The 19,951-nt window shown below is 68.3% G+C and carries 19 protein-coding genes and 3 pseudogenes; 13 read left to right on the forward strand and 9 right to left on the reverse strand.

Annotated features, from left to right (window positions below; translation table 11 throughout):
• Nucleotides 1-261: 261 nt before the first annotated feature.
• The 9 genes and pseudogenes from ASF32_RS26345 to ASF32_RS06235 form a co-directional block, all read left to right on the forward strand.
• Nucleotides 262-628, forward strand: a pseudogene (locus tag ASF32_RS26345) (PhnA-like protein); the annotation flags it as partial.
• 100 nt (nt 629-728) lie between these two features.
• A pseudogene (locus ASF32_RS26350) lies at nt 729-1,097 on the forward strand (PhnA-like protein); the annotation flags it as partial.
• A 45-nt stretch (nt 1,098-1,142) separates the two neighbouring features.
• Nucleotides 1,143-1,339 (forward strand): annotated as a pseudogene (locus ASF32_RS26355) (PhnA-like protein); the annotation flags it as partial.
• A 77-nt stretch (nt 1,340-1,416) separates the two neighbouring features.
• Nucleotides 1,417-1,620, forward strand: a complete 204-nt coding sequence (locus ASF32_RS06210; protein ID WP_056425021.1) for a CsbD family protein — start codon at nt 1,417-1,419, stop codon at nt 1,618-1,620.
• 85 nt (nt 1,621-1,705) lie between these two features.
• Nucleotides 1,706-2,143 carry a CsbD family protein gene (locus ASF32_RS06215; RefSeq protein ID WP_056425024.1) on the forward strand — a complete coding sequence of 146 codons (438 nt, stop codon included), beginning with the start codon at nt 1,706-1,708 and terminating at the stop codon, nt 2,141-2,143.
• Between the two features lie 178 nt (nt 2,144-2,321).
• Nucleotides 2,322-2,756, forward strand: a complete 435-nt coding sequence (locus tag ASF32_RS06220) for a BA14K family protein (RefSeq protein WP_056425028.1) — start codon at nt 2,322-2,324, stop codon at nt 2,754-2,756.
• A gap of 154 nt (nt 2,757-2,910) precedes the next feature.
• A complete protein-coding gene (locus ASF32_RS06225; RefSeq protein WP_056425030.1) occupies nt 2,911-3,402 on the forward strand; it encodes a YidB family protein in 492 nt (163 codons plus the stop codon).
• A 137-nt stretch (nt 3,403-3,539) separates the two neighbouring features.
• On the forward strand, nt 3,540-4,688 hold the full coding sequence (locus ASF32_RS06230; protein ID WP_056425033.1) for a hypothetical protein: 1,149 nt from the start codon (nt 3,540-3,542) through the stop codon (nt 4,686-4,688).
• 127 nt (nt 4,689-4,815) lie between these two features.
• A complete protein-coding gene (locus ASF32_RS06235) occupies nt 4,816-5,037 on the forward strand; it encodes a hypothetical protein (protein ID WP_082470196.1) in 222 nt (73 codons plus the stop codon).
• 644 nt (nt 5,038-5,681) lie between these two features.
• Here ASF32_RS06235 and ASF32_RS06240 read toward each other — a convergent pair.
• The 9 genes from ASF32_RS06240 to ASF32_RS06280 all read right to left on the reverse strand — a co-directional run bounded on the left by ASF32_RS06240 (nt 5,682) and on the right by ASF32_RS06280 (nt 15,982).
• Nucleotides 5,682-6,575 carry an NAD(+)/NADH kinase gene (locus ASF32_RS06240; protein WP_056425039.1) on the reverse strand — a complete coding sequence of 298 codons (894 nt, stop codon included), beginning with the start codon at nt 6,573-6,575 and terminating at the stop codon, nt 5,682-5,684.
• Between the two features lie 2 nt (nt 6,576-6,577).
• Nucleotides 6,578-7,561: an SPFH domain-containing protein gene (locus tag ASF32_RS06245; protein WP_056425041.1), complete on the reverse strand. Its 984-nt coding sequence runs from the start codon at nt 7,559-7,561 to the stop codon at nt 6,578-6,580.
• A gap of 18 nt (nt 7,562-7,579) precedes the next feature.
• Entirely contained in the window at nt 7,580-8,305 is a 726-nt protein-coding gene (locus ASF32_RS06250) for an NUDIX domain-containing protein (protein WP_056425044.1), read from the reverse strand.
• Nucleotides 8,306-8,532: 227 nt separating this feature from the next.
• On the reverse strand, nt 8,533-9,603 hold the full coding sequence (locus ASF32_RS06255; protein WP_056425440.1) for a BMP family ABC transporter substrate-binding protein: 1,071 nt from the start codon (nt 9,601-9,603) through the stop codon (nt 8,533-8,535).
• Nucleotides 9,604-9,639: 36 nt separating this feature from the next.
• A complete protein-coding gene (locus tag ASF32_RS06260; protein ID WP_056425047.1) occupies nt 9,640-10,566 on the reverse strand; it encodes an ABC transporter permease in 927 nt (308 codons plus the stop codon).
• Between the two features lie 115 nt (nt 10,567-10,681).
• Nucleotides 10,682-11,758, reverse strand: coding sequence for an ABC transporter permease (locus tag ASF32_RS06265; protein WP_056425051.1), 1,077 nt, complete (start codon nt 11,756-11,758; stop codon nt 10,682-10,684).
• The gene (locus tag ASF32_RS06270) at nt 11,748-13,358 is read right to left on the reverse strand and encodes an ABC transporter ATP-binding protein (RefSeq protein WP_056425442.1); all 1,611 of its coding nucleotides are present in this window, start codon (nt 13,356-13,358) and stop codon (nt 11,748-11,750) included. The genes ASF32_RS06265 and ASF32_RS06270 overlap by 11 nt, the downstream gene beginning before the upstream one ends.
• Before the next feature lie 115 nt (nt 13,359-13,473).
• A complete protein-coding gene (locus ASF32_RS06275) occupies nt 13,474-14,835 on the reverse strand; it encodes an 8-oxoguanine deaminase (RefSeq protein ID WP_056425054.1) in 1,362 nt (453 codons plus the stop codon).
• Between the two features lie 151 nt (nt 14,836-14,986).
• Nucleotides 14,987-15,982, reverse strand: coding sequence for a hypothetical protein (locus ASF32_RS06280; protein WP_056425056.1), 996 nt, complete (start codon nt 15,980-15,982; stop codon nt 14,987-14,989).
• Nucleotides 15,983-16,477: 495 nt separating this feature from the next.
• Between ASF32_RS06280 and ASF32_RS06285 the strand changes: the two genes are divergently transcribed.
• From ASF32_RS06285 to ASF32_RS06300, 4 genes are all read left to right on the forward strand, one after another.
• Entirely contained in the window at nt 16,478-17,221 is a 744-nt protein-coding gene (locus ASF32_RS06285) for a GntR family transcriptional regulator (protein WP_056425058.1), read from the forward strand.
• Nucleotides 17,222-17,387: 166 nt separating this feature from the next.
• Nucleotides 17,388-18,062: an isochorismatase family cysteine hydrolase gene (locus ASF32_RS06290; protein WP_056425063.1), complete on the forward strand. Its 675-nt coding sequence runs from the start codon at nt 17,388-17,390 to the stop codon at nt 18,060-18,062.
• Between the two features lie 46 nt (nt 18,063-18,108).
• On the forward strand, nt 18,109-19,713 hold the full coding sequence (locus ASF32_RS06295; protein ID WP_056425065.1) for a hypothetical protein: 1,605 nt from the start codon (nt 18,109-18,111) through the stop codon (nt 19,711-19,713).
• 19 nt (nt 19,714-19,732) lie between these two features.
• Nucleotides 19,733-19,939, forward strand: a complete 207-nt coding sequence (locus ASF32_RS06300; protein ID WP_056425068.1) for a DUF4089 domain-containing protein — start codon at nt 19,733-19,735, stop codon at nt 19,937-19,939.
• The last annotated feature ends 12 nt before the right edge of the window (nt 19,940-19,951 follow it).

The following is a 19,951-nucleotide window of genomic DNA, read 5'->3' on the forward strand; positions in this document are numbered from 1 at the left end:
GCCGCCGCCGACACCCGCACCGTCCTGCTGAACCAGGTGTCGTGGGGCGCGATCTTCGCCGGCGCCGTCACCGCCCTGGTGACCCAGGTCATCCTCAACATGGTCGGCGTCGGCATCGGCCTGTCCAGCGTCGGACCGGTGGCCGCCGACAACCCGGCTGCCTCGACCCTGTCGCTCAGCGCCGGCATCTGGTTCATCGTCTCGGGCATCGTGGCCGCCCTGGCGGGCGGCTTCATCGCCGGGCGCCTGTCGGGCAAGCCNCGATAACCCGGCCGCCTCGACCCTGTCGCTCAGCGCCGGCATCTGGTTCATCGTCTCGGGCATCGTGGCCGCCCTGGCGGGCGGCTTCATCGCCGGGCGCCTGTCGGGCAAGCCYGTCACGGGCGCGGCCGGCCTGCACGGCCTCGTCTCCTGGGCGGTAACCACCCTCGTGGTGCTCTACCTCCTCACGTCGGCGGCCGGTGGCCTCATCGGCGGGGCCTTCTCCGGCGTGACCAGCACGCTGGGCGGAGCCGGCTCGCTGGTCGGCGGCACCGTGCAGACCGCGGCCCAGGCCGCTGCYCCGTCGCTGTCGAAGATCACCAACCCGCTCGACGGCATCGAGCAGAGCGTCCGCAACCAGGCCGCSGGCCAGGACCCGCAGGCCGCCAAGGACGCCGCCGTCGCCGCGATCCGCGCCCTGTTCACGGGTGATCCGAGCCAGAAGGCCCAGGCCGAGAACCGTGCCNGGCCAGGACCCGCAGGCCGCCAAGGACGCCGCCGTCGCCGCGATCCGCGCCCTGTTCACGGGTGATCCGAGCCAGAAGGCCCAGGCCGAGAACCGTGCCGCCGACGCGCTGGCCAAGGCCCAGGGCATCCCGGTCGACCAGGCCAAGACGCAGATCCAGGACTACCGCAAGCAGTACGAAGAGACCGTCGCCACCGCCAAGCAGAAGGCCGAGGCCGCGGCCGTTGCCGCCAAGTCCGCCGCCACCCAGGGCGCCTTCTACGGTGCGCTTGCCCTGATCCTCGGCGCGCTCGCCGGCTTCTTCGGCGGCCGCCTCGGCGCCCCGAAGCTCCACACCCTCGCCGACAGCTACGGCGCCCGCCGCGCCTGAGCCAATCCCCGGCCGGTCACCCGCGACCGGCCGGACCTCCCCCTNAGTACGAAGAGACCGTCGCCACCGCCAAGCAGAAGGCCGAGGCCGCGGCCGTTGCCGCCAAGTCCGCCGCCACCCAGGGCGCCTTCTACGGTGCGCTCGCCCTGATCCTCGGCGCGCTCGCCGGCTTCTTCGGCGGCCGCCTCGGCGCCCCGAAGCTCCACACCCTCGCCGACAGCTACGGCGCCCGCCGCGCCTGAGCCAATCCCCGGCCGGTCACCCGCGACCGGCCGGACCTCCCCCTGCGATCTCATTCTCGAACCGAAGGAGCATCCCCATGAGCAGCACCACGGACAAGCTGAAGGGCCTCGCCAACGAAGCCGCCGGCAACGTCAAGCAGGTGGCCGGCAAGGTCACGGGCAACGACACGCTGGTCGCCGAGGGCAAGGCCCAGGAACTCAAGGGCGAGGCCCAGCGCACCGTCGGCGAGGCCAAGGATGGCGTCGCCTCAGTGGTCGACAAGGTCACGGGCAAGCACTGACCCCGCAAACGCTGACCCGAAAGGGCGGGCCCCGACCCGATCTGGGGCCCGTCACCTCCATCCATTCCGAACTCGGGAGTATCTCATGAACGGCGACCAGTTCCGCGGCGCATCCCGCCACCTCACGGGCCGCGCCCAGACCGCGCTCGGCGGAATCACCGGTGATCCCGCCCGTCAGGTGCGCGGCGCCGTCAATCAGGTGGCCGGCGGTGCGCAATACGCCTACGGCCGGGCCCGTGGCCGGGCCGAGGATTTGGCCCAGGATGGCCGAGACATCGCCCATGAGATCCGGGATCGCGCCGGAAATCTCGTCGAGGACGGACGTCACCTCGTTGACGAGGCGCGAGATCGGGCCGGACACCTCATTGCCAATGGGCGCGACCTCGCGCGTCACGCCCGCAAGCGCGGCACGACCTACGGCCGGCAGGCCGTTCGCTACGCCGACAACAACCGAGCCTCCGCCCTGTTCGGCCTCGCCGCCGTCGCTTTCGCGGTAGGGTGGCTGTCCCGTTCCAAGCGTTGATCCCTCGTCCTCGGAGACCATCCCATGATCCGCAAGCTCCTGACTGCCTTCCTGCTTCCGAAGATCATCGCCTATGTCAGCCGCCGCTTCGGCGGCAGGTCCGCCGCCCCGCCGAACCGTCGGGGCTACTGATCCGGTTTCGGCATTTCCCCATCGCACGTCAGGAGACCACCTCACGATGAAGCTGACCTTCGCCCTCGCCGCCACCTTGGCCGCAACCCTGACCGGGCTTCCGGCCCAGGCCTCCCCGGCCACCGTCTCTCCGATCGAGGCGCTGGTCCGTGGTGACCTGCCGACCGGGTACGTGCAGCACCGTCGCTTCGGTCATCGGCACGGCTGGCGTGGCGGGCGTGGATACGGCCGGGGCTACGGCCATCGTCGTGGCTACGGTTACCGCCGTGGTCCCGCCGTGGGCGCCGCCGTCGGCGCAGGCGTGGCAGGCCTTGCGGCGGGGGCCATCATCGGCGGTGCCATCGCCAACTCGCAGGCCCAGGCCGCCCCGCGTGGGGTCCCGGCCGAGGCCGTCGCAGCCTGCGCCCGCCGTTTCCGCTCTTACGACGCGGCCAGCGGAACCTATCTCGGCAACGACGGCGACCGTCACACCTGCCCCTGATCCATCGATGGGGCCCGGACACGCCCGGAAAATGCCGGCGTCGCTCCGCCCCGACTCCCGCGGCACTCCTTCCAACGCCGGCTCGGCTCCCATGCCGGGCCGGATTTCCGCGGACTGCCTTCCGCCCCCCACTCCCCACCGACAAGGACGACAGATGAGCAAGGGCTATCCCTCGATGACCGCGCTGCTGGGCCTGTTGGCCGTGGCCGGCTACCAGAACCGCGACAAGCTCGCCGAACTGCTGAAGGGGCACGATGCCCCGTCGGCTCCGTCCCTGAGCCCGAACCACGGCACCGTCCCGCCGATTCCCAACACCAGCGCGAACACCGGCTCCACGGGCGGCCTCGGAAGTCTTCTGGGCGGCCTCGGCACGGCCGGCGTGGGCGGGCTGATCGCCAGCGGCCTGAGTGAACTCGTCGATCACTTCACCAAGGGCGGTCATGGCGAGACCGCGACGTCCTGGGTCAACCAGGGCGCCAACCGCGACATTCCCGAGGCAGATCTGGAACGTGCCATCGGCACGGACACCCTCGACCACCTCACCCAGCAGACCGGGCTGAGCCGCGCCGCGCTCCTGTCCCGCCTCTCGCGCGAGCTGCCCTCGGCCATCGACCGCTACGCCGCCGACGGCCGCAAACCGGCTTAAGGCCAGACTTGCAGGCCAGACCTGCCCGACACGATGCCACGATGCGGCCGGCGCATGACTGCGCCGGCCGCATACGACGCCGGGCGATGCCGCGCCGGGGTTCGATCCACCGCCTTCCCCGACACCGCGAGACCCTCATGGCCATCGACTACCGCTCGGAACTCCGCCGACCCTTGCCCTTCAGCCTCGCTGTCGTGGCCGCGATCCTGCTGGTCTGGCTCATCGTCGCCTCCATCGCGGGCGCACGCCAGCGCAGTGCCCGGGACCATCGGATCGAGGACCTGCAGAGCCAGCAGACTGCGCTCCGCGCCGATCTTGAGCGGCAGGTCTCGACCGCCGGAACCCTGAATGCGCTCCAGGCCAAGATCGCCACCGCCCAGCAGCAGGGCCAGCAGGCGAGCCAGGCCGCCGAGCAGGCGAAGTCGCGCGCCGCGGCCCTGACGCAGGAGCAGCAGACGGCTGAGGCCAAGGCGGCCGAGGCAAGGAAGACGGCCGAGGCAGAGGCCCGCAAGCTCACCGAGCTGCAGAGCCAGGTCACGCAGGTCGAGGGGAAGCTGACGCCGTTGCGCGAGGCCATCACCACCGCGGAGACATCGGCGGTGGACCGCGCCCGGGATCTCGCCGAGGTCGGTCGCCGTCTCGAGGACGCCCGCGTGCAGGAGGCCAAGCTCCGCGCCGATCTCGCGACCATGACGCAGGAGGCGACGGCCAAGACGACCGACCTCGCCAAGGCCGAGGAGCGCCAGCAGAATGCCCGCGAGGCCGCCGCCGCCGCGCAGAAGGATCTGGCCGACGCGCGTGCGGCGACCGAGCAGGCCACCAAGCAGCGCACGGAGATCGATCAGGCTGTCGCCGAACTGAACGCCAACAAGGACAAGCTCACCGCCGAGATCGGTCTCGCCAACCGCGACGCCCAGCAGGCGCGCGAGGCCCTGGCGACCGTCCGCAACGACCTCGCCGAGGTCCAGGCGCAACGCGACCGCGTCGTGTCCGAGCGTGGTCAGGCCGAGCAGGCCTTGCAGAAGCTCTCCACCGACCGCGATGCCGGCACCGCTGCCCTCGACGCGCTGCGCAAGCGCCAGACCGATGCGCAGGGAGAGCTGGCCACGCTCACCGAGACCCTGGCCACCCGCAACAAGGAGGCCGCCTCCATCGACGAGCGCCTGGCCTCCGCCCGGCAGGATCTGAGCGCCGCCCAGGCGAAGCTCGCCGAGACCCGCCAACAGCTCGCCGCTCCGCCGGCCGTGGCGCCCGGCCAACCCGCCACCAATCAGCCGTCTCGTTGAGGCAACAACGACCCATGCGAGCACTGCTTGCGTGGGTCGTCCATCCGGCCCTGTCCCCTATGAAGATCGCAGCATGACCATCCGTATCTTAGCCCTGACGGGTCTCGCTCTCGTCGGAGCGCTAGCCATGACCCAGCCATCCGCGGCGCAGGAGGGTCCCGAAATGGAGGCCATGCGGGCGAGCTGCGGCGGCGATTACCTGCGACTCTGCGCGGGAATGAAGCCCGGCGGCCCTGAAGTGAAAGCCTGCTTCAAGCGCAATCGCCCGAACCTTTCGGAAGGATGCTCGAGCGCCATCGCCGCTTACGAGCGGTCGCGTAGCCGCTCCTCCGACGACGCCGAAGACTGACACGTAAGACGACAGCCCGTGCCCCGTCTTGCCCGGTGAGAGTGGCGTCGGGGACGTGCGACACGAAAAACACAGAGAAACGGATCGGATCCATGACCAAGTTCACCAAGGCCATCACCTATGCCGTGGCCGTCGCGGCCCTCGTCACGCTGGTGGTCGTCATCGTCCAATCGACGAGCATGCTCGCAAGCTCGTAGCGGGCGATGGGACGACCAATGTTTCGGAATAGCCTGCGGCATGTAGAAACGCCGCAGGATCCTGTCGCGAACACGAACGACGACCATAATCGAATAATCGGCGAATGAAGGAACGGTATTGACGCGAACTTGTTTCTTGCTTCCAAGTTTAAGTCGGAGGCATGCATGCGTCGCGTATCATCTGTCCTCTCGATCTTCAGGAAGCGCGCCAATCCTGAACAACCTCCGCAAAAGTCATTACGGTCAAGCTCTCCTGTCGCGCCCCATCCTCTGAGCGAAAGTCTCATCTACCCGATGGGACAAAGCTATAGCTGGGGCGGCCCATCGACGGCGTCACATGGCTTCGCGCCGGCTATAGGCTATGACGGCTATCATGGCGGCAACGGCTACTGATCTTGTGACGAAATAAAATCACGGCGGAGACTGGAACAGTAACCCCGTGACTGTCTAACCGACGGCGAGGTTGAGGGTGCGGTCCGCCGGCGAGAGCCTGACCTGGGAACCCCATCCGAACGGCAGGAAATCCTGCTCGATACCGTCCGCGAATACGACACCGCCGTCGTTCATCCGCGAGGTGATGAGGAGCCCGGCGTCTTTCAGCTTGCCGGCGCGCAGCCGCGTGGTGCTGGCGACGCTGGGGAAGGGCTCGCGCACCCAATAGCCCACCGCCGCCTCCTCGGTTCCGAGCGGGATGGTCAGATGCGTCGCCTCGGCGATGGAGCGGGCCCACCCGGTGATCCCGGTCCCGGAGGCCACGATGAGCCCGCTGGAGGAATGATCCTCGGCCTCGTCCGCCGTCTCGATCCGATAGCGTGCGGATTGGTGGCTGCGATGCCCGACGAAGATCTCGTTGAGGGCAAACAGCGTCTCGCCGTGGTCGAGGATTGCCCGGACCATGGTGCGACGCTCGATCGCCGCCGCACCGTTCACGCTGGCGGGGAGGAGAGCGCCCAACCGCTCGACGGCGATGCGGGCGAGGATACCGTCATAGAGGTCCGGCGCCGGGTTGATGCCGATGACGGGCTGCGCTCCGAGATACTTCGCCACATTCGCCACGAGCCCATCCTGCCCCACGGCGACGATCACGTCGTTGGGGGCGAAGAGGAAACGGTCGAGATCGGCCCGCCGGACCAGGGCTTGGCGCCACTCGTCAGGAACCGAGGCCCGCGCACGGGCGAGCACGGCGTGGAAACGCTCGTGGCGCTCCACCACGTCCTCGAGCTTCTGCCCACGGCTCTCGAGGAAGAAGCGCGCCTGACCGCTCGTGGCGTGCCGGGCGATCAGGGCCTCGTAATCGGTCTCGCGGATGACGAAGACCGCGCGGTGGGTGAGGGCGGCCATGCCTAGCGCGCCCCCACCATCGGACGGGGCTTGTGAAACTCGCCCATCACGGCGGCGAGGAGGTCGGGCGTCACGCTGACATGCTCGATCGTGTCGAGCTTGCCCGCCAGTTCCTGCGCGGCGAGGCCGAGCAGAACCGCGGGCGGCAGGTCGCGGTAGATCGCGACGCGCTGCGCCTCGGCCAGGACCCTGGCCCCCTCGACGAGGCGGATGCGCTCCGCTTCCGCCATCGCCTCGACGCCTTGCGCCTCGGCGAGACCGGCGGCGCGGCTTCGCGCGTTCTCGGCCTCCTCGGAGATGAGGAGCTTCTCCCGACGCGCCAGTTCCGTGCGCGTGGCGAGTTCGTTCTCGGCGATGGCGCGCTCCTTCTCCACGGCGAGCGCCCGACGGGAGAAGGTCGCCTCGTCGGCCTTCTGCTGAAGCGCTTCGAAGGTCGGGGTCTGCAGGGCGCGTTCGAGCTCGCTCGTCGGCGCGAGGTTGGTGAGCCGCACCGACACCGCCGAGACGCCGATCTCGGCCAGGGACTGGTCCCCCGCCAGAACGGTCTCCAGTCCTTCGCGCAGGGGCTCGGGGCCGGCATCCAGGATGGCGCGCACCGGCTTGCCACCGAGATATTGCAGCACCGCCTGACTGGCGATGCCGGCGATGCGGGCCTCGATCTTCTCGATCGGCTCACCCTGGAGCTTTCCGTTGCGAAGGCCGATGGAGAAATCGATGCGGTTCGCCAACCGCTCGGGATCGACCACGTGCCAGCCGATCGTCCCCTGCACGGCGACGGCCTGGAAATCCTGGCTGCGGCCCCGCACGAACAACGTCATCTCGCGGTCGTCCATCGGCACTTCGGCGATGCTCGACGTCTCGGGGCGGAACCAGAACACGAGGCCCCGGCCGCTCTGCCGGATGCGTCCCTTGCGATAGCGGATGACGTGGCTGCTCGCCTCGCTCCTCAGTTGCGCGATCAGGCCGATATTGCGGATCGTCGCCATGGAAATCCTCCTGTGCGTTCAGCGAGATGGTTGAAATCGGTAGAGTTCGGCCGGCCGGAACGACGTTCCGGCCTCACGCAATCCGGTCGGCGCCAGCCAGCCCCGGTCGAGCATTCTGCGTCGGAAAGCCGGCTTGTTGAGCGTGGTGCCGAGCACCGCCTCGTGCACGTCCTGCAACTGGCGCAGGGTGAAGTGCTCGGGCAGGAGGGCAAAGCCCACATCCGAATAGTCGAGCTTGCCGCGCAACCGCAGGATCGCCATGGCCAGGATGGCGGCATGGTCGAAGGCGAGGGGAAGCGTCTCTCCCTTCGGCGACAGGGCCGTCACCTCTCCGCCCGTCTCGCCCGGCCACGACACCGCGATGGTGACCGGCATGAGGGCCGCCGAGCGCTCCAGCGCCTCAGCGAAGTCAGCCTCCGGCAGAAGAGCCAGATAGGCGACGCTGATGATCCGCATCCGCGGATCGCGGTCGAGGGCGCCGAATGTGTAGAGCTGCTCCAGATGCGCCCTGGCGATGCCGGCCTTCTCCTGCAGGACATGCAGGGCCGCCGCATCGAGGGTCTGGTCGATGCCGACGAAGCCGCCGGGCAGCGCCCAGCGGCCGCCATGCGGAAGCTGGTCCCGCTTCAGCAGCAGCGCCGCGAGCCGGCCCGCGCGCAGTCCCAGCAGGACGAGATCGACGGCGAGGGCAGGGCGCTCGTAGGCGGCGGGATCATACTCCGCCAGGAACTCGGCTTCGGTCACGGGATAGCCTTATATGCTCGATGCATCTTAGTTAGATGCATCGAGCATATAAGGCAAGAGGTGCGTCGCCGGGGTCCAGGGTTCCGGCCTCGTCCGGCGACTGCGTCCGGAAAAGGAATCGGCCACAGAGCTTCCGTCGCCCCAGGCACGAAAAAACCGGCCGTCACCTGAGGTGCGACGGCCGGTTCTTCGGGCCGGAATGGATCGATGCTACAGGTGCGACGGGGTCAGTTCGGCAGCTTGTCGTCGATGCCCTTCACATACCAGTTCATGCCGAGGATCATCGGGTCGGGGGCGGTCTCGCCTTCCTTCACGGCGACGCTGCCATCCTGTTTCAGGACCGGCCCCTTGAAGGGATGGAGCGTACCGTCGGCGATCGCCTTCTTGGAGGCCTCGGCCTTGGCCTTCACGTCGTCGGGCATGTTGGCGAAGGGCGCCAGCACCACCATGCCCTCCTTGATCCCGCCCCAGGTGTCGTGGCTCTTCCAGGTGCCGTCGAGAACGGCCTTGGCCTCGCCGATCACGTAGCCATCCCAATCGTCGACGATGGAGGTGAGCTGAGCCTTCGGGGCGAAGCGCATCTGGTCAGAGGACTGGCCGAAGGCGAACTTGCCCTGCTTCTCCGCCTCCTGCAGCGGAGCGGCGGAATCGGTGTGCTGGGACAGGATGTCGGCCCCCTGCGCCAGCAAGGCCTTGGCCGCCTCGGCCTCCTTGCCCGGATCGAACCAGGTGTTCACCCAGACGATCTTGAGCTTGATGTTGGGGTTCACCGATTGCGCGCCGAGCATGAAGGCATTGATGCCGCTCACCACCTCGGGGATCGGGAACGAGGCGATGTAGCCCACCGTGCCGGTCTTGGAGAGCCTGCCGGCGATCTCGCCGCAGATGTAGCGGCCCTCGTAGAACCGCGCCGAATAGGTCGAGACGTTGGCCGAGCGCTTGTAGCCGGTGGCGTGCTCGAACTTCACCTTCGGGAATTTCTTGGCCACCTTCAGGGTGGGCTCCATGAAGCCGAAGGAGGTGGTGAAGATCAGCTGATGGCCCGAGCGTGCCAGGCTCTCGATGGAGCGTTCGCTGTCCGCTTCGGGCACGTTCTCGAGGAAGCTCGTCTCGACCTTGTCCGGCATGGCCGCCAGCAACGCCTTGCGGCTCTGGTCGTGCTGAAACGAGTAGCCGAAATCGGCCACCGGCCCGACATAGATGAAGCCGACCTTCAGCTTGCCCGCCAGCTTCTCCTGCGCCTGGGCCGCACCGAGCCCCAGCGCGAGCGCCACAGCGACGGCGACCCCCTTGATCATCCCCATATCACCGTCGTCCTCTTCGAAAAGCGCCGTTCAGCGGAACGGCGTGAACACGCGGCCGAGCGAGGCCGGGGCCACCGAGCCGCCCTGTCGTCGCCCCAGGGAGAGCAAGACGAGGGCCAGGATGGTGGCGAGATAGGGCAGGGCCGAGAGGGCCTGGCCGGGCAGCCCGAGACCCGCTGCCTGCGCGTGAAGCTGCAGCACCGTGGCTCCGCCGAACAGCATCGCGCCGGCCATCACCCGTAGCGGGCGCCAGGAGGCGAAGACGACGAGGGCGAGGGCGATCCAGCCGCGGCCGGCGGTCATGGCCGGAGCCCAGAACGGCGTGTAGGCGAGGGAGAGATAGGCGCCGGCGAGACCGGCGCATGCGCCCCCGAACAGCACCGCGAGAAACCGGACCTTGCGCACCTTGAGACCGAGCGCGTGGGTGGAGGTGTGGTCGTCGCCGATGGCGCGGAGCGCGAGACCGGCCCTGGTCCGCCACAGGAACCATGCGATTCCGGCAACGAGGGCGAAGCCGGCATAGACGAACGCATCCTGCCCGAAGAACAGCCGGCCGATGCCGGGAAGGTCGGTGAGGCCGGGAATGGCGAGATGCGGCGCCGATTCCCGCTTCATGCCGACATAGGAGGCGCCGACCAGTCCCGAGAGGCCGAGGCCGAGGATCGTCATGGCGAGCCCGGAGGCGATCTGGTTCGCGGCGAGTACCACGGTGAGGATTCCGAACAGGGCCGACAGAGCGAGGCCGGCGCCCGCCCCCGCCACCGCTCCGGCCAATGTCGAGCCCGTCTCCACGGCCACCGCGAAGCCCGTAGCGGCGCCGAGCACCATCATGCCTTCGACGCCGAGATTGAGCACGCCGGACCGCTCGACCACGAGTTCGCCGAGCGCCGCGATCATCAGCGGTGTCGCGGCGGCGACGATGGTGACGAGCACCATCTGCAGGACGTCGAGAGTCATGGTGCGAGCTTCCTTCGACGCGCCGTCCGTCCAGCCGCCTTGCGGGCCGTCTCTCGCCGAGGACCGCACGGACGGATCATGCGCGCGAGCCGGGCCGACAGGGGTGTCACGCCCGTCACGTCGCCGTCCCCGGCACGAAACGGACGCGGTAGCGCGATAGGGCGTCCGCCCCGAGCACGAGGGCGAGCAGCAATCCCTGGAAGGCGCGGGTGAGGTCGAGGGGCAGCTTGAGGTCGATCTGCGCGCCCTCACCGCCGATGGTCGTGAGCGCGATCACCAGGGCCGCCACCAGGATTCCCACCGGGGAGAGCCGTCCGAGGAAGGCGACGATGATGGCGGTGAAACCGTAGCCCGGCGAGATCGACGGCTGAAGCTGGCCGATCTTACCCGCCACCTCGGCGATCCCGGCGAGCCCCGCCGCACCGCCCGAGACCGCGAAGACCGCGAGCGTCAGGCGGACATCGCTGAACCCGGCGAAACGGGCGGCGCGCGGGCTCGCCCCCACCACCCGGACCTCGAAGCCGAACAAGGTCCGCGCCAGCACGATGGCGGCGACGATCACCGCCGCCAGGGCGATGAGGACGCCGGCATGGAGCGTGTCGCCCTCCATCAGGTAGGGGAGGCGGGCCGCGTCGTCGAAGGTGACGCTCTGGGGAAAGTTGTAGCCCGCCGGGTCGCGCAAGGGTCCGCGCGCCATGTAGTCCAGCAGCAATTCGGCGACATAGACCAGCATCAGGCTCGTCAGGATCTCGGAGACGCCGAGCCAGACCTTGAGCAAAGCCGGGATCAGCGCATAGGCGATGCCGGCCAGCGTGCCCACGGCGAGCATCAGCGGCAGGACCCAGAGGGTGTTCCCCTCCGCCCCGTGCGTCGCCACGGCGATCCAGCCGCCGAACAGGCCACCGACGACGAACTGGCCCTCGGCGCCGATATTCCAGACATTGGCGCGGAAGCAGAAGGCGAGGCCGATGGCGATGAGGGCGAGGGGCGCGGCCTTCAGCGCCACCTCCTGCAGGGACCACACCTCGCTCAACGGCGTGACGAAATAGGTGACGAAGGCGGCGGCCGGCGAACGGCCCATGGCGGCGACCACGATGCCGCCGATGGCGACGGCGACGACGAAGGCGAGGATCGGCGCGAGGCCGTCCATGAGGGGGGAGCGGTTGGTGCGCGGCGACAGGTCAATGCGCATGGGCCATCGCCTCCATCGCCGAGGATGACGGCGTCGATTCGATGCCTCCGCCCCCCATCAGCAACCCCACCGCCTCGCGGCTCGTCTCGCTCGCGGGCACCGCCCGCGACAGCGTCCCGTCATGCAGGACCGCGATGCGGCCGGCGATCTCGAACAGTTCGTCGAGGTCCTGGCTGATGACCAGCAGGGCGGCCCCACGCCCGGCGAGATCGAGCAGGGCCTGCCGGATATGCGCGGCGGCGAGCGCATCGACGCCCCAGGTCGGCTGGTTGACGACGAGGATCCCCGGCTCGGCCATGATCTCCCGCCCCATCAGGAATTTCTGAAGGTTGCCGCCGGAGAGCGTGCCGGCGGCAGGGTCCGGCCCGGCCTTGCGCACGTCGAAGGCGGCGATCACGCGTTGCGCCAAGGCCTTGGCCGCGGCGTTGCGGAGGAAGCCGAAGCGGCTGAGGCCGGCGGTGGCGTGGCGCGAGAGGAGGGCGTTGTCGGAGAGGCTCAGGGTCGGGGCGGCCGCGTGGCCGTTGCGCTCCTCCGGTACGAAGCAGGCCCCGTGGCGGCGTCGCTCGGTGATGCCGAGGCGCCCTGCCGGAACGCCGTCGAGCGTCACCATGCCGGCCTCGGGTGCCGAAGCCTCGCCGGACAGCGCATCGAACAATTCGGCCTGCCCGTTGCCGGCGATGCCCGCGATGCCGACGATCTCCCCGCCCGAGACCGTGAGCGAGATGTCGCTCAGCGCCGTGCCGTGCAGGCCCGACGTCGCCAGCGAGAGATTGGAGAGGACGAGCCGGGGCGCCCCGAGCGGCATGCCGGAGGGCGGCTTCACCTCGCCGACCTGGACGCCCACCATCATCGCCGCCAGCGACCGGGCGCTCTCCTGGCGCGGGTCGCAGGCGCCCACGACCTTGCCGCCACGCAGGATGGTGGCGCGGGAGCAGAGCCGTCGCACCTCGTCGAGGCGGTGCGAGATGTAGAGCAGCGCCCGGCCCTCGTCGCGCAGTCGCTCCAGCACCGTGAACAGGCCCTCCGCCTCCCCCGGCGTCAGCACCGATGTCGGTTCGTCGAGGATGACGAGGCGCGGGTCCTGCAGCAGGCAGCGGATGATCTCGATACGCTGGCGCTCGCCGGCCGAGAGCGACCAGACCGGGCGATGCGGATCGAGATGCAGGCCGTAGGTGGCGCCCACCGTGGACATCTTTTCCCTGAGCGCCTTCGGGCTCATGTCGGGCGGCATCACCAGGGCGATGTTCTCCGCCACGGTCAGGTTCTCGCAGAGGGAGAAGTGCTGGAACACCATGCCGATGCCGAGCGCCCGCGCGGCTTCGGGGTTGGCGAGCTTCACGATGTCGCCGCGATGGGTCACGACCCCTTCGGTGGGTTCCAGAAGCCCGTAGAGGATCTTCATGAGCGTCGACTTGCCGGCCCCGTTCTCGCCGAGCAGGGCATGGATCTCCCCGGCACGGATTTCGAGGTCGACGCCGTCATTTGCCGTGAAGTCGCCGAAGCGCTTGACGATGCCGTAGGCACCGAACAGCGGCGTCGCGCCAATCTGGCCGGCAAGAGCCGGGGTAGCGGGAGCCGGGCTCGGGGTCGCATCCGTCATGAGGGCTGGGTTCCCCGATTCCATAGCGAGCCCATCGGACCACGCCGCCATTGCGGGCCGCGGCGCAGGATCGGGCGAGCACGCAACCCGCCCGCCTTCCTGCCCGCGGCCGCCGTCACGATCCGCTCCGCAGCGCATGGGCGAGGCGGGTATGGGCCTCGCGCAGCTGCCCGGTCTCGATGCCCAGCGGCTGGCCGTCCACCACCCGCCAGCTCCCCGCCACCATCACCCGGTCGGCCCTGTGGGCGCCGCACAGGACCAATGCCGCCAGCGGGTCGTGGGCGCCGGAAAAGCGGAGTTCGTCGAGGGTGAACAGGGCGAGATCGGCCTCGCGGCCCTCCTCGATCCGGCCGATATCGGTCCGGCCGAGGCAGGCGGCCGAGCCCTCCGTCGCCCAGCGCAGGGCATCGAGATGGGTGACGCGCTCAGCGCCGTAGGTCAGGCGGTTGAGCATCAGGGCGTGCCGGACGCCTTCCATCAGGTTGGAATTGTCGTTCGAGGCCGACCCGTCGACGCCGAGCCCCACCGGCGAGCCGGCGGCCTCCAGCTCGCAGGTCCGGCACTGGCCGGAGGCGAGCGTCATATTTGAGGTCGGGCAATGGCACACGCCGACGCCGGCCCTGCCGAGACGGACCACTTCCTCGTCGTTGAAATGGATGCCGTGGGCGAGCCAGGTCCGGCTCTGCATCCAGCCAATCTCCTCGATGTAATCCACCGGGCGCTGGCCGAAGACGTCGAGACAGTATGTGTTCTCGTCCAGGGTCTCGCCGAGATGGGTGTGCAGGCGGCAATCGTAGCGCTCGGCGAGCGCCGCGCTCTCGCGCATCACGCGCTTGGTCACGCTGAAGGGCGAGCAGGGCGCCAGGCCGATCTGCACCATGGCCCCCGGCTTCGGATCGTGGAACAGGCGCAGCACGCGCTCGCTATCGGCCAGGATCGTATCGTCGTCCTGCGTCAGGCATTCGGGCGGCAGGCCGCCGTCGCGCACCGACAGGCTCATGGAGCCACGGGTGACGAAGGCGCGGATGCCGATCGGACCCGCTTCCTCGACCTGGATGTCGACGGCGGATTCGAGGCCCTTGGGAAAGAGATAGTGGTGGTCGCCCGCCGTGGTGCAGCCCGAGAGCAGGAGCTCGGTATAGGCGAGCCGGGTCGCAAGGCGGAACGCGTCGGGGGTGATCTTGTCCCACACCGTGTAGAGGGCCTGCAGCCACGGGAACAACGGCTTGTTCAGCGCGACGGGATGGGCGCGCGTCAGCGTCTGGAAGAAATGGTGATGCGTGTTCACGAGCCCGGGAATGACGACGTGGCGGCTCGCGTCGAAGGTCTCGTCCACGGCTCGCGAAGGCTGCGCTCCCGCCGCGATCCGCTCGACGATCCGCGTTCCCTCGACGACGATGCCCCCGCCCGCATCCTCCGCGAGGATCGCCAGCGGATTGCGGATCCAGACCCGCCTCGGTGTGCCCGCTTCTGCCATCGTGCCCGTCAGTCCCTTCGCCGGAGGAAGGACGGAGCGTTGCCCCGGCCTCGTCACGCCTTGGTGTAAGGTGGACGGACGCGTCCTTCCAGAAGCGCTCCCCGCCGGACGCGAACCTTTCCGACCGGCGCGTTCCTAAGAAAACCTTGCTTCAGAAGACGTGGAACGAGACGCCGGCGAGGAAACTCTTCTCTTCCGTGCCCTTGAAGGTCGCCGTTTCCTGAGCGCCGAACTTGTTCAGCCAGTACTGAAAGCCGATGAAGACATCGACCTTGTTGGGAGTGTCGTAGACGAGCTTGCCGAGGTCGAGGACGAGATTGGTGCGGGAGAGGAATTCGAGACCGGTCTTCGCGTTGAAGGCGAACGCGGTCACGTCGGTGACGCCGCGCCCCTTGGGCAGCACGATGTTGTTGAAGCCCGCGATGCTGAGCGGCAGACCTGTGAAGCTCAGGGGCAGGCTGTAGACGATTTCGAATTCGGGGACCGTGTCGAAGCTGACGTCGCGGTTCGGGTAGGTGTTGAAGCCGTTCCGGTTCCACTCCTTGTAGGCATGGACGGACGCGTTGATGAACCCGGCCGGCACGTCGAAGGCGAAGTTCAGGCCGCCGACCACGTCGCGCTTGCGCGGGCCGAAGGCCGTGTTCTTGGCATTGGCGTCGAAACCATAGGACAGGGAGATGTCCTTGATGATGCCCGGCACCGCGAAGGCCTTCGTGCCGGTGAGCGCATTGAGGCTGAGCGTACCGCGATAGAGGCCGTAGGCTTCCGTGGCGCCATAATCGTATTGCGCGAAGCCTCCCGGCGCGTTGGTGGTGCCGCCGGGGTCCTGCGAGGCGGATTTCAGGATGTCCAGCGTGAAGAAGTTGGTGCCGTAGGCCCAGGCATTGGCATGCGAGATATTGTAGATGTGCTTCGGGATACCGCGCGTGCTGAACGAGCCGTCGGAATTCTGGACCTGCACGCCGGGCTCGGACGACGGAAACTGATAACGGTAGCTGAACTGCGTATCCGAGAAGAGGAAGAACGATCCGGGCGCATCGGGGAGCGGTGCGGGTGCGGGAGCCTTCACGAGGTCGGCGGCGAAAACGGGCGCCGTCACCAGCAACGAGACCACGCCCGCCATCAGCGCTTTCGGGATGCCCGACATGTTCAATCCCTCTTCCGAGCATCGCGCTCATGGGGATCGAAGGCTGCAACCCATATGCCAGGACACGCGAGCCGGAGAGGATGTGCGAATTGGCGACCCGATATGTGCAAATATGCAACAGAAGCGCCGAGGGTACGAGTCGACAACAAATACAGGGGTTCACCGTCCGACCGGCAGTCAATGCACATAGATCGATTCGAACTTGATAGTTTAACAATTCCTCTTCGCCGGCAAGTCATTGAAGATCATGAGGCCCGACCCAACTGGCATCGTTAAAAACGATATAAAAAATTCCGGTACTTTCAAGCGCGACCCGGAAGGCATGGTCTCCCGAATCGACGGCTATAGTGGTCGTCCTGGGGAATGTTGCAGCACCACGCCGGTCTCGATAAGTCTGCTTCTCGCAACACCCTGCATTCACGGCACGAGAAACTGCGCTAGGGTACGACCGCGTCCCTTCGGGTCGTCTTCGTCCCCCACTTCATCGAGAGACCGGTGCCTGCATCACAGACCCGCGCCGAACACCTGGCGGACCAGATCGCGAACGACATCCTGGCCGGCGTTTTCCCACCGGGCCTTCATCTCGATGAGCAGGTCCTCGCCAAGCGCTTCGGCGTGTCGCGAACGCCCGTCCGCGACGCCCTGCGCCTCTTGAGCGGGACGGGACTGATCGACCTGCGTCCGCGCGCGGGCGCCATGGTGCGCAGGATGGCGCTCGACGAACTCGACATGCTGTTCATCGCCATGGGCGAGATCGAAGCCACCTGCGCGCGGCTCGCGACACTGAGCATGGCGCCGAAGGAACGGAGCCAGCTCCAGACCCTCCATCACGGCATGGCCCGGCTGGCGGATGCGGATGACAGGGCGGGCTACATGGCCGCCAACCAGGAGTTTCACGGCCTCCTCTATGCCGGCGCCCATAACAGCGTCGTCGAGGAGATCGCGGTCTCCCTTCGCAGAAGGCTGACACCTTACCGCAAGGCGCAGTTTAAGGCCCCCGGCCGTCTCCATCGATCGCATGCGGAGCATGGCGCCGTCGTTCGCGCGGTGCTGGGGCGCGACGCGGCGGCGGCCAATGCCGCGATGCTGATCCATATGAGCATCGTCGAGGACGTCTTCGAGAGCGTGGATGCCGAGCCGGCGCGGGAGCGCGAAGCCGCTCACGAACGCGATGACGACCGCCGCTCCGCCGTCGAACCGGAAGCGGGGATCGGCAGGCTGGAGCGCTCGAACCGCTGAGCCAGCGCAAGGATTCCACAACCTGGCGCGCAACGACGCAGGATCGCGCATCATTTGGGCGTGTGCCGGAGCTACCGTGCATACATGATCGCAACGACATCGCGACCGAATCGGCACCGCCGCCGGGATTCGAGAACGCGGCATCGGACGATCGGGTGTGCAGGTCATGAGTGTCACGCTCAGCGCGGAACCCGCCGATCTCGGCTTCGATCCCGCCACCACCGCGCTCGTCATCATCGACATGCAGCGGGACTTCCTGGAGCCCGGTGGGTTCGGCGAAACCCTGGGCAACGACGTCTCGCTCCTGCTGGCCGCCGTCGCGCCCTGCCGGTCCGTCCTCGCCGCGGCACGCCGCACCGGGATGCTGGTCGTGTATACACGGGAAGGTCACCTGCCCGACCTGTCGGACGCACCGCCGGCCAAGCTCGAACGGGGTGAGCCGACGGCGCGGATCGGCGCCCCCGGCCCGATGGGCCGCATCCTGATCCGCGGCGAGCCCGGACACGACATCGTGCCGGATCTCGCGCCGTCGGCGGGCGAGATCGTGATCGACAAGCCCGGCAAGGGGGCATTCTACGCGACCGAACTGGGGGCGGTTCTGGCCGAGCGTGGCATTGCCACCTTGCTCGTCTGCGGCGTCACCACCGAAGTCTGTGTGCATACGACGATCCGTGAAGGCAACGACCGGGGCTATCGCTGCGTCGCGCTCGCGGATTGCTGCGCCTCCTACTTCCCGGAATTCCACCGCATCGGCCTGGAGATGATCAAGGCGCAGGGCGGCATCTTCGGCTGGGTCTCGTCGTCGGAGGCCGTCCTGACGGCCCTCGCCACGCCCGGATGACGATCGGCGGGACGGGCTGATGGCGGCGGGACGGGGAGGGTGGACCATGGCAGCGGGATCGGCTTCGGGCGGAACGACAAGCGGGATCGGCGTCTTCCGTCCCAGCCTCTGGGTGCCGGGGGATTGGAACGCCTTCTTCGGCTTCGGCACCAACATCCTGGTGAACCTCCTGGTCCTCACCGGCCTGCTGCGCTTCGTCCTCGGCATGCCCGATGCCATCACCTTCGGGCGCATCCTGCCGGCCATCGGGCTGATGCTGTGCCTCTCCACCGCCTATTACGGCTGGCTGGCCTACCGCCTGGCGAAGGCGACGGGCCGGAGCGACGTCTGCGCCCTGCCATCCGGCATCAGCGTCCCGCACATGTTCATCGTCGTCTTCGTCATCATGCTGCCGATCAAGCTCGCCACCGGAGATCCGGTGAAGGGCTGGGAGGCCGGCCTCGCCTGGGTCTTCATCCAGAGCTTCATCCTGATGATCGGCGGTTTCGTCGCCCCCGTCATCCGGCGGGTCACGCCGCGCGCCGCGCTCCTCGGCACGCTGGCCGGCGTCTCGGTCACCTTCATCGCCATGCGTCCGGCCCTGGAGATGATCACGACACCCGTGATCGGTGTCGTCGCCTTCGCCATCATCCTCCTCGCCTGGTTCGGCGGCTTGCGATATCCCGGCCGGATCCCCGCCGGCCTCGTCGCCATCCTGTTCGGGATGGTGGTGGCCTGGGGGGCCAAGCCGTTCGGCCTCGACATGGGCGGGGTCAGCGGTCCCGGTTTCCTCGCCGCCATCCAGGGAATCGGTTTCTCGATTCCCCTGCCGGCCTTCGGCCACGTCTTCGGCGGGTTCGAGTTCCTCGGCGTGATCCTGGTGACCGCGATCCCGTTCGGCATCTACGATCTCGTGGAGGCCATGGACAATGTCGAGAGTGCCGAGGTCGCCGGGGATGCCTATCCGACCACCCGCGTCCTCACGGCCGACGGCGCCGTCAGCCTGATCGGCTGCATGATGGGAAACCCCTTCATCAACGCGGTCTATATCGGCCATCCCGGTTGGAAGGCGATGGGCGGGCGGATCGGCTATTCGGTGGCCACGGGTCTGGTGATCCTGGCCCTGTGCTGGCTCAATCTCGTGTCGCTGCTCTCCAGCCTCGTACCCGTGGTCGCGATCGCGCCGATCCTCCTCTACATCGGCATGCTCATCGGGGCGCAGGCCTTCCAGGAGACGCCGCATTCCCATGCACCCGCGATCGTGCTCGCCTTCGCGCCGCATCTCGCCGCCTGGGCCAAGACCCTCGTGGACGGCGCGCTGGGCGCGGCGGGCACCAGCGCGGCGGCGGTGGGGCTCGACAAGCTCGGACAGGTGGGCGTGCTCTATGGCGGGCTCGAAGTGCTCGGCGAGGGCGCGATCCTGGGTGGGCTGATCCTCGGCGCCATCGCGGTCTTCATCATCGAGCGCGATTTCGCCAAGGCGGCGGCTTTCTCGGGCGCCGGGGCGGTGATGACCTTTTTCGGCTTCATGCATGGCCCCGCGGTCGGAATCGCGGTGAAGCCCGGCCTGGCCCTTGCCTATCTCATGGTGGCGGGGCTCCTCTACGCAGCGTCCCGCGCCACCGCCGGGGAGCGGCTCATGCCGGTCTCGTCGGCACTGCCAGCGGAATAGAAGAGACAGGGAGACGATCATGGTCGAGATGCCGAAGACCGAACCCGCACCGGGGGGGCTCGACGCCTATATCGACGCTGCCTCCTCGCTCCTGGGCATTCCCCTCGACCCCGCCTGGATCGCGGCAATCGGGGCGAATCTCACGGTGCTTCAGGCCACTGCCGGCCTCGTCGCGGCCTTTCCCTTGCCCGACGAGGCGGAGCCGGCTCCGGTCTTCGTAGCGTGAGCAGCGGAACGC

The organism is Methylobacterium sp. Leaf91 (genome assembly GCF_001422815.1).
Classification (GTDB): domain Bacteria; phylum Pseudomonadota; class Alphaproteobacteria; order Rhizobiales; family Beijerinckiaceae; genus Methylobacterium.